Source organism: Ruegeria sp. CH2, assembly GCF_056537065.1.
Genome location: NZ_JBQFQV010000002.1, coordinates 169,402 through 185,575, shown reverse-complemented (window position 1 = coordinate 185,575; position 16,174 = coordinate 169,402). Strand labels below are relative to the sequence as shown.

Here is a 16,174-nt window from a genome sequence, read left to right as displayed (position 1 = left end):
TCCATCCATGTGACGGGCGCACCTAACCACAATGGACCAAAGTTGTCATCCCCTTTTGAGACTAAACATTAACTTGCAAGCAAGTCCTCGCGCGACAGCGCAAAACCCGACGCGATCCACCGGCTTTCAAGCTCGGCCAGCTTTTGGCCCAGCGCCGGGCCGGTAAACCCGGGGATCAGGTCTTTGGCTTGTATCGGGAAACGCGCGGCTGCGCCTGCGTGCAGGTCCTGTCTGAAGCTTTCGGACCAGGGCTGTTCGAAAAACGCGCACCGCAAAAGGGTTTTGTTCAACCCGCCTTCGTCACCATACCGATAGCCCAGTTCAGCCACGCTGGTGGTTGACTGCGCTTCGGTCCGCATTCCGGTCAGGCGTTGCAGTTGCGAACGGCTCAAGCGCAGGGTTGCGGCGTCATCGGGCGTCGCGATGGCCGCCAGACGGCGCAGGGGGTTCGACTCGGCACCTGCCGCATGTTCCAAAGCGACCAGAGGTGCCAGTGACCGGTCATCCGCGCCTGGCAGCAATTGCGCCAATACGCCTGTGCTGCGCATCGTCGCAATGGCCGGGGCCGGATCAGGCGCGCCCAGCAGTTTCAGCAGTTCCGCCCCGACGCGTTCCCGCGACAACGAGGTCAGCCCGTCAAGATTGGCACCAATGGCAGCCAGCGCGTCCGGGTCGAAACCGGCATCCGGGTCGCCATACCATGCGTGAAACCGGAAATAGCGCAGTGACCGCAGATAGTCTTCGCGAATGCGGTCCTCTGCTTCACCGATGAACCGCACCCGCCGGGCCCGAAGGTCGGGAAGCCCGCCAAGCGGGTCTAACACAGTGCCATCGGGCCTTGCATAAAGTGCATTCATGGTAAAATCGCGCCGCGCAGCATCTTCTTCGACGTGATCGGAAAAGGCGATGACAGCGCGGCGACCATCGGTTTCGACGTCACGCCGGAAAGTGGTGATCTCGTGCGGGATACCGGCGCTGACCACTGTAATCGTGCCATGGTCGATACCGGTGGGGATGGCCTTGAGGCCGGCAGCCTGCGCCATCTCGACAACCTGTTCAGGCCGGGCATCAGTGGCAATGTCGATATCCGACACCGGCGCGCCCAGCAGCGCATTGCGCACGCACCCACCCACAAAAAGCGCCTGCGCCCCGGATGAGGTCAGGGCGGCGCATACCTTTTGGGTCGCCGGTTCGCTGACCCAAAGCTCCTCAATCTGCATCATTCATTCACCCGCGCTGCAAGCCCGCGCAATATGCGGGCCGTCGCACCCCATATGTAATAAGGGCCGTACGGAACTGTGTAATATCTGCGTTTCTGGCCGCGCCAACGGCGCGATTCAACCAGATAATTCTTGGGATTCAAGAGATGCGCAAGGGGGGTCGAAAAAACTTCGTCGACTTCGCCGGGTTCCGGAACAGGTTGAAATCCCTTTCGAAGAACGGCCACCACAGGTGTGACCGTGAATGAGGTGACAGTTTCATGCGTCGGCAAGTAACCCAGGATTTCGGGAAGGTCCGCAGGAAGGCCGATCTCTTCCTGTGCTTCGCGCAGGGCCGTTGCCGTGACATCCGCATCCCCTTCGTCCTGTTTACCGCCGGGAAACGCGATCTGACCCGGATGATGCTTGAGGGCCGAGGACCGTTTTGTCAGGATCACCCGAGGGGTGTCATCCGCAAGTGAGATCGCGACCAGAACCCCCGCCGGGCGCAGGCGGCGGCCGGGTGGCAAGACAGTATTCGGGTTCAGGTCAAAATCGCTGGACCCGTGACCGGGACGGCGCAGCGCCGTCCGGATCTGTTCAATCGGGTCAAGCACCCTTTCGGTCTTCGGCTTCAAAGCCAACCGTTGACGGGTCAAGCACATAGTGTGCGCCGCAGAACTGGCAATCGGCGGTGACCTGACCTTCGGGCGTCGTCATCTTTTCGAGGTCCTTTGCCGAATAGATCGACAGGCTCTGCCGTACCCGGTCTTCGGAGCAGGTGCAGCCAAACTGCACGGACTGCGCATCATAGACCCGTGGCTGTTCTTCGTGGAACAACCGGATCAACAAATCAGTCGGCGCAATCGATGGACCAATCAGCTCAAGATCCTCGACTGTGTCCAGCAGGATATTGACCCGGCCCCAGTTCTCGCCCTCTTCGCCGTCGACCAGATCGCTGGCGGTCAGGATCTCGCCATTGCCCTCACCCGATGCGGCAAATGGCGAGGCTTTGGGCATATGCTGCAACATGATGCCGCCGGCGCGCCAATGTTCATCCACGCCGGGCTCGGTCGATTTGCCAAAGCTCAGCGAGAACCGGGTTGGCAGCTGCTCGGACTGTGCAAAATAGGCCTCAGCGCAGGCGCTGAGAGAGGCCCCGGTCAGCGGCGTGATACCCTGATAGGGCTGCGTGCCTTCGCCCTGGTCTATCATGATGGCAAAATACCCTTCGCCCACCTGATCGAAGGGGGCCGTATCGGTGAGCCGGTCACGGTCAAAGCTGGCATAGGCCCGGATCTGCGCAGGCTGACCTTCGGCCTTGGGTGCGTAATAGTCGGTCGCAATCATGCGCACCGGCCCCTTGGACTGCACCTGCAACGACAGCTTCCAGCGCAGCGCAACCGTCTGCCCGATCAATGCGGTCAGCAGGGCCATCTCGGCCACCAACGCCTCGACCTGTTCGGGGTAGTCATGCTGCTTCAGGATACCATCCAGCACACCATCCAGACGGGCCACTCGGCCACGCATATCCGATACATCGAGTTGAAAGGGCAGGACGGTATCGTCCCACGCGATTTTCGTTCCAAGAGACATGGGGTTTCCTTACGCGCCACAGGTTGGCATACCGGCACCATATAGGTCGAACAGATTAGGTTGTAAGGGGCCATACATGATCAGGCGGTTCGGTGAAACCCCAGAGCCGGGGCGGAAATACACGCGACGGGTCGGTGTTTATGCACTTTTGCCCCGCAGAAGTCACCTTTTGCTGACCTGCCAGACAGAACCCGGACCCGACCTGCAATTGCCCGGCGGAGGTATTGATCCGGGCGAATCACCCGTTACCGCCCTGCATCGCGAAGTCTTTGAAGAAACCGGGTGGCTTATTGCGGCGCCCCGGCGGATTGGTGCCTTTCGGCGCTTCACCTATATGCCGGAATATGACCTGTGGGCCGAGAAGGTCTGCCTGATCTATCGCGCCCGCCCCGTGCGACGCATAGGCCCGCCGACCGAGGCGTTTCACGAAGCGCTGTGGATGGAAACTGCTGACGCCGTCGGTTTACTGGGAAATGACGGTGACCGGCACTTTGCTGAATTGCATCTCGGGTCGCTTTAAGGTCCGTTATATTCAAAAAAGACGGCCGAGACATCATCGCCGATGCTGTCTTTGGGTGACATCACTTGCGTCAAACGCCAGAACATGTCGTCCAGAAACTCTGACCCGCCCCTTTCCGACATGCTCTGTTGGGCCATCTGACGCAAACCGTCTTCTTCCAGCAAGCCACCACCAGCCAGTTGGCATTCGGTAAACCCGTCCGAGTACAACAGCAGCTTGTCGCCGGGCTGCATCTGCGTCTCGACTTGTTGAAAGCGCGCATCTTCGATCAATCCTATGGGCAAGCCTCCGTCACCAAGAAACTCGGCGCGGCCACCCTGCCGCAGCAGCAGGGGGTGCGGATGCCCGGCCTGTACCATTTTCAGATGCCCATTGCGCAGGTCGACGATGGCGTAAACCATCGTAAAATACTCTTCGATGCCTTCATCGGCCATCAGGCGGGAATTGAGCGTTTCAGCCACGTATTTCGGTGGAAGAAGTGCATAAAACTTGTCGAACCTCCGCTCCATCGCGACGTTCTGGTCAAAATGCTTGCTGGACAGATACCCCCCCAATCGCGCCGTCATCATGGCCGAGGTGATACCATGGCCGGATACGTCGATGCTGTAGAACCCAAGCCGGTTCACCCCGGGCGAGAACATCCCCACCAGATCACCACCGATATGACCACAGGGTTTCAGCAACAGACTGACTTGTGACTTCCCGAATGACCGGGTCAGTTCGGGAACCAGCGATTCCTGAATTTTTCGCGCCTGCATCAGGTCCTTGTCGATCGCGTCATGCGCCAGCCTGAGTTCCTCGAGCGCGGATTCAATCAGGCGGTTTTTCTGTGAGAGCTCGCGCTGCATGTCCAGAATGCGCGCACCAGCTGAAATCCGGGCGCGCAGTTCGTCCGCCTCAAGCGGCTTGATCAGAAAATCGTCGGCCCCGGCATCCAGACCGCGCGCGACCTCCTGCTTTTCGCTTTTGGATGTCAGAAGGATGAAATAGCTGTATTGATCCGTTTCCAAAGCCCGAAAGGCACAGCAGAATTCAAGCCCGCTCATCCCCGGCATGACCCAATCGCTCAGCACAAGATCGGGCGGATTATCGACGCAAAGCGCCAAAGCGGCATGGCCTGTCTCGGCCTCGATCACCTCGAACCCCCATTTCCTGAGCGAGGCCACCAGAATGCGCCGTTGCAGGCGGCTGTCATCCACGACCAGCACCGTGCGGATCGCGCCGAAATCCAGATCAGGTCTGGTTTCCTCAAGACTCGCCCCCGGCACCATTTACCCTTTGCTCTGATGAGTTTCGTCACATTTGACGACCCTATCGCCGACAGATTTAACATCCGGTGAAGAGTGGCAATTGCCGAAGAGTGGCCCCGTTAACCTGCTTTTTACCGGGCGCGTCTATTCAGAACCATGACCATTCATTAGCTGGTGTACATCATGATCCACTGGGCCAGAGTCAGGCAGTTGCGGGATGAAGTCGGCCCCGAGGAATTCGATGAGGTGGTCGAGATATTTCTGGAAGAAGTGCAGGACGTGATCACCCGCCTGCGCCGCGACACCAACCGGGCCGAACTGGAGCAGAACCTGCATTTCCTGAAAGGCAGCGCATTGAGCCTGGGGTTCGATCAATTCTCGAAACTCTGCCAGGATGGGGAACGGCAGGCCGCAGCAGGGCAAGGGGCCGAGGTTGATCTGCCAGCGCTTTTGGCTGCTTTCGACAGCTCGAAAACCATGTTTGAAGCCGAGCTGAATGAGAACCTGAACTAGATCACGAACTGTGCCAGCGTCTCGTCCTCGGTGATGTCGGTATAGGTGAACCCGGCATCGTCCAGATGGGCAAACAGGCGCATGAAGTTTTCGGGCTTGCGGGTTTCGATCCCGATCAGAACCGAACCGAAATTGCGCGCCGATTTCTTCATGTATTCGAACCGCGCGATATCATCCTCGGGGCCGAGAATATTCAGGAATTCCTTCAGGGCGCCGGGTCGCTGCGGCAGGCGCAGGATGAAGTACTTTTTCACACCGGAATACCGCTGCGCACGTTCCTTGACCTCGGGAAGGCGTTCGAAATCGAAATTGCCGCCGGATGTCAGGCAGACCACGGTCTTTCCGCGCACAAAGCTTTGGATATCACCTACTGCCTCGATCGCCAGCGCCCCCGCAGGTTCCAGCACGATGCCTTCGACATTCAGCATCTCGATCATGGTGGCGCAGATACGATCCTCGGACAGGACCAGAACGTCCGACAGGTGGCGTGATTTCAACAACTCGAACGGCTTTTCACCGATCCGCCCGACCGCCGCGCCATCGACAAAGGTATCCACATAATCCAGCGAAACAGGATGCCCCGCCGCCAGGGCTGCGCGCAGACAGGCCCCTCCGGCCGGTTCGACGAACAGGCAATGGGTGCGGTCCCCGAACCATGTGGCGACACCGGCGGACATGCCGCCTCCACCCACGGGAAGCACAACGTGATCGGGCGCACCGCCCATCTGCCTTTCGATTTCAACCGCCAGCGAGGCTTGCCCTTCGATCACATCGGCATCGTCAAAAGGTGACAGGAAATATCCGCCCTGCTGCGTGCACCATGCCTGAGCGGCAGCAAGTGTGTCATCGAAATAGTCACCGATCAGATGAATCTCGACGTTGTCCCCGCCAAAGATACGCGTTTTCTGGATCTTCTGCTGAGGCGTCGTGACCGGCATGAAGATCACGCCCCGGACCCCCATATGCTGGCACATATAGGCCACGCCCTGCGCGTGATTGCCCGCGCTGGCACAGACGAACAGGTCCTGTCCCTGTTGCTTGCGCATTGCGTTGAACGCGCCCCGGATCTTGTAGGATCGCACCGGGCTGAGGTCTTCGCGTTTCAGCCAGATATCGGCGCCATAACGGTCGGACAGATGGGCGTTCCGCTGCAGTGGCGTTGCCGGAAACACAGAGCGCATCGCCTGTTCGGCAGCGCGGGCGCGGGTCATGAAATCACTCATGCCAGTTTCCCTGCCCCATCACCAACGAAAGGGCAAGGAATACATATGTGTACGGGCGTCAGGCGAGTTCGCGCTTTTCGATGAAGACGCCATAAATCGTTGTCAGGATGCTGACGTTTATCAGCGGAAGGATCAACATGGACGCAAACACGACGATCAAAACACCGATGATCGGAATGAAGAGCAGCAACGACGCCAGAAACTGAAGCATGAGCTGGAACAACATCGACAGGATAACCAAAAGGACAATTGCTCCACTCGCGCCCGAGGTCGCCTGCCAGGCATCAGTCAACTTGATCGGCCTTCCAATTGCAGCGCTGGGAAGAATGGGTGACGCCCGATAGAAACCGATGGTCAGAAGAATGACGAGTGCGATCCAGAACAGTATTCCCATTGCCGCAGAACCTTGCGCCAGCATCCCCATGATCACCGATGCAGGGATCATTATGACAAGGGCCAGAAGGCCCAACATCACAAGACGCCCGAAATAGGCAAGAACCCTATCGAATCTGAAAGGCGGTACCAGACCGGTTGGGTATTCTTCCAGCAACACAAACCGATGCCAGGACACGACAATCCAGAGCATGACGCCAAAAACAACTGCCATGAGGCTCAGCAAAAATCCAAGGAAAGCACCGGACGTTACACCAGCGGGTAATCCGGTGGTTTCACTGTCGAAATCTTCAAACGGGATACCAAAAAGAAAGAACAGTCCAATGACCAGAACGCCACCAATCATCGCTGGCACAACTGAAATCTGCAGCGCCTGCTTCAGGTTCCTCAGAACCATCTTCACCGAATGTACGAAAATCTCCAGCCCCAGCATGAATACTGCCCTCTCAACCAATCCTTGTTCTCTATCCGCCCGTTTCACCGCAATTCCCGCCCTGCGTCAATGCACGCCGCTTGCCCCCGCGTCCAAAACCCGCTAGGGGCCAGTCGTTCTTCGTACAAAGGGAAATCAGATGTCCGCGCCCAAGAAAGTTGTTCTGGCCTATTCCGGTGGCCTTGATACCTCGATCATCCTGAAATGGCTGCAGACCGAGTATGACTGTGAGGTCGTGACCTTCACCGCCGATCTGGGTCAGGGTGAAGAGCTTGAGCCGGCGCGCCAGAAGGCCGAGCTGCTGGGGATCAAGCCCGAGAACATCTATATCGAGGATATCCGCGAGGAATTCGTCCGCGATTTCGTCTTCCCGATGTTCCGCGCGAATGCGCAGTATGAGGGGCTGTATCTGCTGGGCACGTCTATTGCACGTCCGCTGATCTCAAAACGTCTGGTCGAGATTGCCGAGGCGACCGGTGCTGACGCCGTGGCCCATGGCGCGACCGGCAAGGGCAACGATCAGGTTCGCTTTGAACTGGCGGCATACGCGCTGAACCCCGACATCAAGGTCATTGCGCCGTGGCGTGAATGGGATCTGACCAGCCGCACCAAGCTGCTGGAGTTTGCCGAGCAGAACCAGATTCCGATTGCCAAGGACAAGCGTGGTGAGGCGCCGTTCTCGGTCGATGCGAACCTGCTGCATACCTCATCCGAGGGCAAGGTTCTGGAAGACCCTGCCGATATGGCGCCCGACTATGTCTATCAGCGCACCGTCCACCCCGAGGACGCCCCGAACGAGCCTGAGTTCATCGAGATCGGCTTTGAAAAAGGCGACGCGGTCAGCATCAACGGTGAGGCGATGAGCCCGGCTACGATCCTGACCAAGCTGAACGAATACGGCGGCAAGCACGGTATTGGCCGTCTGGACCTGGTCGAAGGCCGTTTTGTAGGCATGAAGTCGCGCGGTATCTACGAGACACCCGGCGGCACCATCCTGCTGGAAGCGCATCGTGGCATTGAATCCATCACCATGGACCGCGGCGCGATGCACCTGAAAGACCAGCTGATGCCGCAATATGCGGAACTCATCTATAACGGTTTCTGGTACAGCCCCGAGCGCGAGATGCTGCAAGCCGCCATCGACAGATCGCAAGAGCATGTCACCGGCACCGTCCGCGTGAAGCTGTACAAAGGTCTGGCCTCGACCGTGGGCCGCTGGTCGGATCATTCGTTGTATTCTGAGGCACATGTGACCTTCGAAGAGGATGCAGGTGCATACGATCAGAAAGATGCGGCAGGCTTTATCCAGTTGAATGCGCTGCGTCTGAAACTGCTGGCTGCGCGCAACAAGCGCCTGTCCAAGTGATCGACGAAGACGATACCGACGACGAGCTCGATATGTTCATCGAGGCGCAGGACACGGTTTGGGCCGATGTCCTGCGCGAACTTGAACAGGGGCAGAAATCCAGCCACTGGATGTGGTTCGTGTTTCCCCAACTGGCCGCGCTGGGCCAGTCCCATATGGCGCAGCTTTACGGCATTGAAGGTCTGGACGAGGCGACACGCTATCTGAACCACCCGGAACTGCGCGACCGGCTTAGGCAGGCGGCCTCGCTGATGCTGCTGCACACGGGGCGCGATGCCCGCGACATTCTGGGCGGAATTGACGCGAAAAAGCTGCGGTCTTCGATGACATTGTTTTCATCTGTGGCAGATGCTCCGCCCGAGTTTCGTGCTGTATTGGACGCCTTCTATGGCGGTAAGCCTTGTGACCGGACGGTTCAGATCCTCGGCGCATCGTGATCAGAAGTTCCAGTTGGGTCAGCCTTGCCTGTTCGGCACCTGACGCATTACGCATTCGGAAACCGTGAAAGGACCCCGAATGCTTCAGGACATCGCCGATGGAATTCAAAAAGGGCTGAACGGCAAAAGCTTTGACGGTTCGCTCAAATTCGATTGCGGCGCGGACGGTGTGATTGTTCTGGCGGACAATCAGGCAACGACGCAGGATCGGGACACGGATTGCACAATCCGCATCTCGCAGGAGAACCTGACCAAGCTGTTGACCGGAAAGCTGAACCCGATGACCGGCGTTGCTTTGGGCAAGCTCAAGATCTCGGGCAATATGGGTGTTGCGATGAAGCTGGGGCAACTGCTGGGCTGAGTTTACTGCAAAGCTGGCCTTTGTCCCAGGCCAGCCAGACCGGCGGTCCCGCCCGCGGTGTACCGCCGTTCCCCATCGGGATACCTATCGCGCATGATCCGTCGCAAATGAACGGTGGTTTCGTCCGCCTTTCAAGTGGGCCGTTTACGCGTGATCGCAGACGATAAACTCGTCTCACCAGCGCGTGACATTGCATGACAGGCAATTGCAAGGGGGTCGAACCCGCGTCAATCTCATCTTAAAAGGAGACCTGACATGATGCGGACTGCTTATTTTGAAACCGTCAGACCAGCCCTTCTGTTTACACTGATTGCATTGGCTGCACTGTTGCGCGCGCTGCCCGCCCCGGCTGCAGGAACCGAAACGCTGACGGTGGCTGGCGGGTGTTTCTGGTGCGTGGAATCCGATTTCGAATCCGTGCCCGGCGTAATCGGGGCGGTGTCAGGGTACACCGGTGGCACATCCGCGGATCCGACATATGATCAGGTTTCAAAAGGGGGAACCGGCCACTACGAGGCGGTTCAGATCACGTTCGATCCGGCGCGGGTCTCTCGCGCGTCACTTCTGAACATGTTTTTCCGCTCGGTTGATCCGACAGACGCAGGTGGCCAGTTCTGCGATCGGGGCGACAGCTATCGAACTGCGATATTCGTCTCTAACACAGGCGAAAAGGCGTTGGCAGAACAAGCCATAGCAGACGCACAGCAAGCGCTGGGCCAGACCATTGTCACCCCGGTTCTGAGCGCAGGACCCTTTTACCCCGCCGAGGCGTATCATCAGGATTATTACAAAGGCAACAAACTGGTCCTTACCCGCTTTGGGCCAAAGCGCCAGCACAACGCCTACAAAGCGTATCGCAAAGCCTGTGGTCGTGACGCGCGCGTCAAGCAGCTTTGGGGCGGGGATGCCCCATTTGCAGGGTCCTAGTCAAAGGATGCGTCACGCACTTCTTTCAGATCGGGAATGACATCCGCAGTTCCGTGCCGCATGACCATCAGGGCTGCGGCGCGGTTTGCCTGCAAAATGGCCTGCTCCATTGGCATTCCGCGATCCATGCCCGCCAGCACATAGCCGGTGAAGGTGTCGCCTGCCCCTGTGGTATCCACCGCCCGCACCTTATGCGCGGGAAACTCGACCGGATCGTTGCCCTGCTGCAAATACCTTGCGCCTTTTGAGCCGAGGGTAACAATGACATGCCGAACAGGCAGATCAGCAATGCTCTGACCGGTTTCCTGGCGCAGCTGTTCAGCCTCCACCTCATTTAGGATCAAGAAATCCAGATAAGGCAGAACGCCCTGAACGGCCGGTGCCTGAAACGGGGCCGCGGCATAACAGACGGTCAGGCCAAGCTTGCGCCCCAGCTGCGCCGCCTCGACCTGGGCATTGGTTTCATTCTGCAAGATCAGCAGGTCACCGGTGTTTGCCGAGGCCAGCGCCTGCCCCAGATGGGCGGGTTCCAATGCGTGATTGGCCCCGGGATACAGGATAATCAGGTTCTCACCCTCGGCATCCACCGCAATGATGGCGTGGCCTGTGGGAACACCCACCTCAGAGATATGGCGCGTATCCACACCATATTCTGTCAGTCGATCCTTGGCCCAGCGCCCATCGGGCCCCACGGCACCTATATGGCTGACGCGTGATCCCGCACGCGCCGCGGCCACCGACATGTTGGCCCCCTTGCCGCCCAGGAACCGATCCAGCCTACGGGCAGCCAGAGTTTCCCCCGGTGCAGGCAGATGCGGCAGGTCATAGACCATATCCGCGTTAATCGAGCCGAGATTCCAGATCGTCATGATTTATCCGATGTCGCAAGAGGCCAGAATGGCCATGTTCAGAATATCGTTCGCGGTCGATACGGTCGAACAGATCTGGATCGGCTTGTCGATGCCTGACAGGATCGGGCCAATCACGGTCGCACCACCCATTTCCTGCATCAGCTTGGTCGAGATTGATGCCGAATGCCGGGCCGGAACGATCAGGATATTCGCCGGACCGGTCAGGCGCGAGAACGGATAGGCCGCTTGCTGTTCGATGTTCAGGGCGACGTCCACCGTCATTTCACCCTCGTATTCAAAGTCGACGCCGCGCCGATCCAGAACAGCCGGGGCACGGTGCATCTTTTCAGCACGTTCTGACACCGGATAGCCAAAGGTCGAGAAGCTGACAAAAGCCACGCGCGGCTCCAACCCCATATGCCGGGCAACTGCGGCCGAACGCTCGGCAATATTCGCCAGATCGTTTTCGTCGGGCCATTCATGTACCAACGTGTCGCCAATCAGAACAATCCGGCCTTTATGCAGCAAAGCTGTCACACCCGCGGCACCGTTGGCGGCATCGGCATCAAACACATGGTTGATCCGGTCGAGCACATGTGCGGACTTGCGGGTTGCGCCAGTGACAAGACCATCACCATGCCCATGGGCCAGCATCAGCGAGGAAAACACGTGCCTGTCCCGTGCGGCCAGACGGTGAATATCTTTGCGGTCAAAGCCCTTACGCTGCAGGCGCTGATACAGGAAGTTCGAATAGGTTTCGAGATGCGTGGTATTGGCCGCATTCACGACCTCGATTTCACGCACAGCGTCGCCCAGGCCCGTTGCTTCCAGTTTGGTCTTCACATCGTCCGGCCGGCCCACCACAAGCGCCTTGCCGAAACCAGACCGCTGATACATGACCGCTGCGCGCAATACCCGGGGATCGTCGCCCTCGGCGAAAATCATGCGGCTTTGCGCCTGACGCGCTCGGGCGTTCAGACCGCGCAGGATGCTGGCGGTCGGGTCCATCCGGGATTTCAGACTCAGCTCATACGCGTCCATGTCGATGATCGGACGGCGCGCGGCACCGGTGTCCATCCCCGCCCTGGCAACAGCCGGCGGAATGCGGTGGATCAAACGCGGGTCGAACGGGGTGGGGATGATATAGTCACGCCCAAAGGTCAGCGACTTGCCATAGGCCATGGCGACCTCATCCGGCACATCCTCGCGTGCCAGATTTGCAAGTGCGTGGGCACAGGCGATCTTCATCTCATCATTGATGGCGCGGGCATGAATGTCCAACGCACCGCGGAACAGGTAGGGGAAGCCCAGAACGTTATTCACCTGGTTTGGATAATCGCTGCGCCCGGTGGCAACGATCGCATCCACGCGAACCTCGTGTGCTTCTTCCGGAGTGATCTCGGGGTCGGGGTTGGCCATCGCAAAGATGACAGGATTGTCGGCCATGCTGGCGACCATATCCTGCGTGACCGCGCCTTTCACCGACACACCCAGGAACACATCCGCCCCTTTCATCGCGTCTTCCAATGTGCGCAAGTCGGTTGTGATCGCGTGGGCCGATTTCCACTGGTTCATACCCTCGGTCCGGCCTTGATAGATCACGCCCTTGGTATCGCAGACAATGCAGTTTTCATGCCGCGCGCCCATTGCCTTGAGCAGTTCGATACAGGCAATCCCAGCCGCACCTGCGCCATTCAGAACGATTTTCACGTCCTCGATCTTCTTGCCCGAGATATGCAGCGCGTTCAGCAGGCCCGCAGCACAGATCACGGCTGTGCCGTGCTGGTCATCGTGAAAGACGGGGATGTCCATCTCTTCTTTCAGGCGCTGTTCGATGATGAAACACTCGGGCGCCTTGATGTCTTCCAGATTGATGCCGCCAAAGGTCGGCCCCATCAGGCGCACCGCACGGCAGAATTCATCCGGGTCTTCGGTGTCCAGCTCGATATCGATCGAGTTCACGTCGGCGAACCGTTTGAACAGGACCGATTTGCCTTCCATGACCGGTTTCGAGCCCAGCGCGCCAAGGTTACCAAGGCCCAGCACCGCCGTCCCGTTCGAGATTACGGCCACCAGGTTGCCCTTGTTGGTATAGTCATAGGCCGTTTCCGGGTTTTCCGCGATGGCCTCGCAGGGAACGGCCACGCCCGGGCTGTAGGCCAGCGACAGGTCACGCTGCGTTGTCATGGGGACGGTGGCCTGCACCTCCCACTTGCCGGGGGTGGGGTCTAGGTGAAAGGCCAATGCCTCTTCTTTGGTGATCTTCGCTTTGGGCATCTTAAATGTCGTTTCCATGACTTCAGGGCTGACGCCTCATAGCGCAGGAGAACGCCCGCCTCAACGAGAATGAGTTTTCGGCTTTTACAGAAGATGCGGGATTTGTAAGGTCGCGCCCGGAATACGCCAAAAGGGGGCCGATTTGTCCACAGTCACGCCAATGATGGCGCAATACCTCGAAATCAAACAAGCCCACGCGGATGCCCTGCTGTTTTATCGCATGGGTGATTTCTACGAGATGTTTTTCGAGGATGCCGTCAACGCTGCCGAAGCGCTGGATATCGCGTTGACCAAGCGTGGCAAGCACAATGACGAAGACATCCCGATGTGTGGCGTGCCGGTGCATTCGGCCGAAGGATACCTTCTGACACTGATCCGCAAGGGCTTTCGCGTTGCGGTCTGCGAACAGATGGAAAGCCCGGCTGAAGCGAAGAAAAGAGGCTCTAAATCGGTCGTAAAGCGTGATGTCGTGCGACTGGTCACACCCGGAACACTGACCGAAGATGCGCTGCTTGAGGCGCGCCGGCACAACTTTCTGGCTGCCTATGCCGAGGTCCGGGACGAGGCCGCGCTTGCCTGGGCTGATATTTCAACGGGCGCGTTTCACGTGATGCCCCTGACCTCGGTCCGGCTCAGCCCCGAACTTGCCCGGCTTGCGCCCTCTGAACTGATCGTGGCCGATGGGGCGCAGGAAAAGCTGAACGAAACGCTGCTTGATCTGGGGATTTCACTGACCCCGGTCGGGCGCGCCAGTTTCGACAGCACGGCGGCGGAAAAGCGCATCTGCGGGCTGTTTCACGTGGGCGCCTTGGACGCGTTCGGCAATTTCGGCCGCGCCGAAGTGTCCGCGATGGGCGCGCTGATCGACTATCTGGAGATTACGCAAAAGGGCAAACTGCCCCTGCTGCAAACGCCGCTGAAAGAATCTGAGGATCGGGTCGTTCAGATCGACGCTGCAACGCGCCGCAATCTGGAACTGACCCGCTCGCTGTCCGGCGGACGCGCAGGATCGCTTCTTTCTGTCGTTGACCGGACCGTTACCCCCGGTGGCGCGCGATTGCTGGAACAGCGGCTTTCAAGCCCTTCTCGAAATCTGGATGTGATCCATGCCCGGCTTGACGCAGTCAGTTTCGCCGCTGGTGACAGCCTGATCGCGTCTGATCTGCGCGAAGCCTTGCGCAAAACCCCGGATCTGGACCGCGCCCTGTCGCGTTTGTCATTAGAACGCGGCGGGCCTCGTGACCTGACAGCCATTCGCAATGGCCTGACCCAGGCGGCCACGATTGCCGAAATCTGCACCGGTCAGGATTTACCGGTGTTGCTGGCAACCGCGCTTCAGAACCTTGTTGGTTTCGATGACTTGCTGACCTTGCTGGACGAGGCGTTGGTGGCCGAGCCCCCGCTTCTGACCCGCGACGGAGGCTTTATCGCGCCAGGTTTTGACGCTGAACTGGACGAGGCCCGCACCTTGCGCGACGAAGGCCGGTCCGTCATCGCCGGGTTTCAACGAAATTACGTCGAACACACCGGCATCACCTCGCTGAAAATCAAGCACAACAACGTGCTGGGCTACTTCATCGAAACCACGGCCACCCATGCCGAAAAGATGCTGAACACACCCTTTAGCGAAACCTATATCCATCGCCAGACGACAGCCAATCAGGTGCGGTTTACAACCGTCGAACTGTCCGAGATCGAAACGCGTATCCTGAACGCCGGAAATCTGGCGCTGGAGATTGAAAAGCGGCTCTATCAAAGGCTTTCTGGCGCTATCTTGGACCTCGCTTCCCGATTGAATCAAGCCGCCCGCGGGCTTGCCGAACTGGACGTGACGACCACCTTGGCTGATCTTGCGCGGGGTGAAAACTGGTGCCGTCCAAGGGTTGATGCCTCTCGCGCATTCAATGTGCAGGGCGGTCGACACCCGGTTGTGGAACACGCCCTCCGGCGGCAAAGCGGCGATGCATTCATTTCCAATGATTGCGATCTGACCGTCGAAAACGGCGCGGCGATATGGTTACTGACGGGTCCGAACATGGCCGGTAAGTCAACCTTTCTGCGCCAGAACGCCCTGATTGCACTGCTTGCCCAAATGGGCAGCTATGTTCCGGCCGAAGAGGCGCATATTGGCGTCGTCAGTCAGCTGTTCAGCCGCGTCGGAGCCTCGGACGATCTGGCGCGGGGGCGGTCGACCTTTATGGTCGAGATGGTCGAAACCGCCGCCATTCTGAATCAGGCCGATGACCGTGCATTGGTGATCCTGGACGAAATCGGTCGCGGTACCGCCACCTATGACGGCCTGTCCATCGCTTGGGCCACATTGGAACACCTGCACGCGGCCAACAAATGTCGCGCATTGTTTGCCACGCATTATCATGAGCTTACTGCTTTGGCCGGTAAACTCGAAGGTGTCGATAACGCCACCGTAGCGGTCAAAGAGTGGGATGGCGAAGTCATCTTCCTGCACGAGGTTCACAAGGGCGCGGCTGATCGGTCTTATGGGGTGCAGGTTGCGCAGCTGGCCGGTTTACCTGCTTCTGTCGTCGAACGTGCCCGGGTGGTTCTGGACCAGCTTGAAAAAACCGAACGCGAAGGCGGCAAGCAAAAGGCGCTGATTGACGACCTGCCGCTGTTCTCGGCAGCCGCGCCGCCACCCCCACCCGCACCGAAAACCTCGCCGGTGACCGAGATGCTGGAGGGTGTCCTGCCCGACGAACTGACCCCGCGCGAGGCGCTGGATCTGATCTACAAATTGAAAGAGGCGGCCAGATCCTGACCGCCCTTCATCTTTTCAAAAATACTCTCGCCGAAGGCTTGGCTTTGAAAAG

15 protein-coding genes are annotated in these 16,174 nt (G+C 58.8%); 7 read left to right on the top strand and 8 right to left on the bottom strand.

The window, feature by feature from the left end:
• Positions 1 to 68: 68 nt before the first annotated feature.
• From ACR0M9_RS05520 to hslO, 3 genes are read right to left on the bottom strand one after another with little or no spacing between them, the layout of a single operon-like run.
• Positions 69 to 1,223: a CCA tRNA nucleotidyltransferase gene (locus ACR0M9_RS05520; protein ID WP_480773045.1), complete on the bottom strand. Its 1,155-nt coding sequence runs from the start codon at positions 1,221 to 1,223 to the stop codon at positions 69 to 71.
• Positions 1,220 to 1,816, bottom strand: a complete 597-nt coding sequence (locus tag ACR0M9_RS05515) for a CoA pyrophosphatase (RefSeq protein ID WP_480773044.1) — start codon at positions 1,814 to 1,816, stop codon at positions 1,220 to 1,222. Before ACR0M9_RS05515 ends, ACR0M9_RS05520 begins: the two co-directional genes overlap by 4 nt.
• Entirely contained in the window at positions 1,809 to 2,795 is a 987-nt protein-coding gene (gene hslO, locus ACR0M9_RS05510) for an Hsp33 family molecular chaperone HslO (RefSeq protein WP_480486934.1), read from the bottom strand. The genes ACR0M9_RS05515 and hslO overlap by 8 nt, the downstream gene beginning before the upstream one ends.
• A gap of 76 nt (positions 2,796 to 2,871) precedes the next feature.
• Here hslO and ACR0M9_RS05505 point away from each other — a divergent pair, with 76 nt between their 5' ends.
• Positions 2,872 to 3,315, top strand: a complete 444-nt coding sequence (locus ACR0M9_RS05505) for an NUDIX hydrolase (protein WP_267363745.1) — start codon at positions 2,872 to 2,874, stop codon at positions 3,313 to 3,315.
• Here the strand turns inward: ACR0M9_RS05505 and ACR0M9_RS05500 are convergent.
• Entirely contained in the window at positions 3,312 to 4,586 is a 1,275-nt protein-coding gene (locus ACR0M9_RS05500; RefSeq protein WP_480773043.1) for a PP2C family protein-serine/threonine phosphatase, read from the bottom strand. The genes ACR0M9_RS05505 and ACR0M9_RS05500 overlap by 4 nt on opposite strands.
• Positions 4,587 to 4,748: 162 nt before the next feature.
• Here ACR0M9_RS05500 and ACR0M9_RS05495 point away from each other — a divergent pair, with 162 nt between their 5' ends.
• Positions 4,749 to 5,078: an Hpt domain-containing protein gene (locus tag ACR0M9_RS05495; RefSeq protein WP_209506897.1), complete on the top strand. Its 330-nt coding sequence runs from the start codon at positions 4,749 to 4,751 to the stop codon at positions 5,076 to 5,078.
• On the opposite strand, the gene ilvA is transcribed toward ACR0M9_RS05495, so the two are convergent.
• Positions 5,075 to 6,301, bottom strand: a complete 1,227-nt coding sequence (gene ilvA, locus ACR0M9_RS05490; RefSeq protein WP_480773042.1) for a threonine ammonia-lyase IlvA — start codon at positions 6,299 to 6,301, stop codon at positions 5,075 to 5,077. The two genes, ACR0M9_RS05495 and ilvA, sit on opposite strands and share 4 nt — an antisense overlap.
• A gap of 58 nt (positions 6,302 to 6,359) precedes the next feature.
• Positions 6,360 to 7,127 carry a hypothetical protein gene (locus ACR0M9_RS05485; RefSeq protein ID WP_480773041.1) on the bottom strand — a complete coding sequence of 256 codons (768 nt, stop codon included), beginning with the start codon at positions 7,125 to 7,127 and terminating at the stop codon, positions 6,360 to 6,362.
• Positions 7,128 to 7,266: 139 nt separating this feature from the next.
• Here ACR0M9_RS05485 and ACR0M9_RS05480 point away from each other — a divergent pair, with 139 nt between their 5' ends.
• From ACR0M9_RS05480 to msrA, 4 genes are all read left to right on the top strand, one after another.
• Positions 7,267 to 8,493 (top strand): argininosuccinate synthase, encoded by a 1,227-nt coding sequence (locus ACR0M9_RS05480; protein ID WP_480773040.1) that lies wholly within the window; start codon positions 7,267 to 7,269, stop codon positions 8,491 to 8,493.
• Between the two features lie 32 nt (positions 8,494 to 8,525).
• A complete protein-coding gene (locus ACR0M9_RS05475) occupies positions 8,526 to 8,930 on the top strand; it encodes a DUF1810 domain-containing protein (protein ID WP_480773114.1) in 405 nt (134 codons plus the stop codon).
• Positions 8,931 to 9,009: 79 nt separating this feature from the next.
• Entirely contained in the window at positions 9,010 to 9,291 is a 282-nt protein-coding gene (locus ACR0M9_RS05470; protein WP_480482514.1) for an SCP2 sterol-binding domain-containing protein, read from the top strand.
• A gap of 255 nt (positions 9,292 to 9,546) precedes the next feature.
• Positions 9,547 to 10,218: a peptide-methionine (S)-S-oxide reductase MsrA gene (gene msrA / locus ACR0M9_RS05465; protein ID WP_480587018.1), complete on the top strand. Its 672-nt coding sequence runs from the start codon at positions 9,547 to 9,549 to the stop codon at positions 10,216 to 10,218.
• Here the strand turns inward: msrA and ACR0M9_RS05460 are convergent.
• Both ACR0M9_RS05460 and ACR0M9_RS05455 read right to left on the bottom strand, forming a co-directional pair.
• Positions 10,215 to 11,087: a ribokinase gene (locus tag ACR0M9_RS05460; RefSeq protein ID WP_480773039.1), complete on the bottom strand. Its 873-nt coding sequence runs from the start codon at positions 11,085 to 11,087 to the stop codon at positions 10,215 to 10,217. The genes msrA and ACR0M9_RS05460 overlap by 4 nt on opposite strands.
• 3 nt (positions 11,088 to 11,090) lie before the next feature.
• Positions 11,091 to 13,346 (bottom strand): NADP-dependent malic enzyme, encoded by a 2,256-nt coding sequence (locus tag ACR0M9_RS05455; protein WP_267363735.1) that lies wholly within the window; start codon positions 13,344 to 13,346, stop codon positions 11,091 to 11,093.
• Positions 13,347 to 13,506: 160 nt separating this feature from the next.
• On the opposite strand from ACR0M9_RS05455, the gene mutS reads away from it, so the two are divergent.
• A complete protein-coding gene (mutS, locus tag ACR0M9_RS05450) occupies positions 13,507 to 16,122 on the top strand; it encodes a DNA mismatch repair protein MutS (protein ID WP_480773113.1) in 2,616 nt (871 codons plus the stop codon).
• Positions 16,123 to 16,174: the final 52 nt, after the last annotated feature.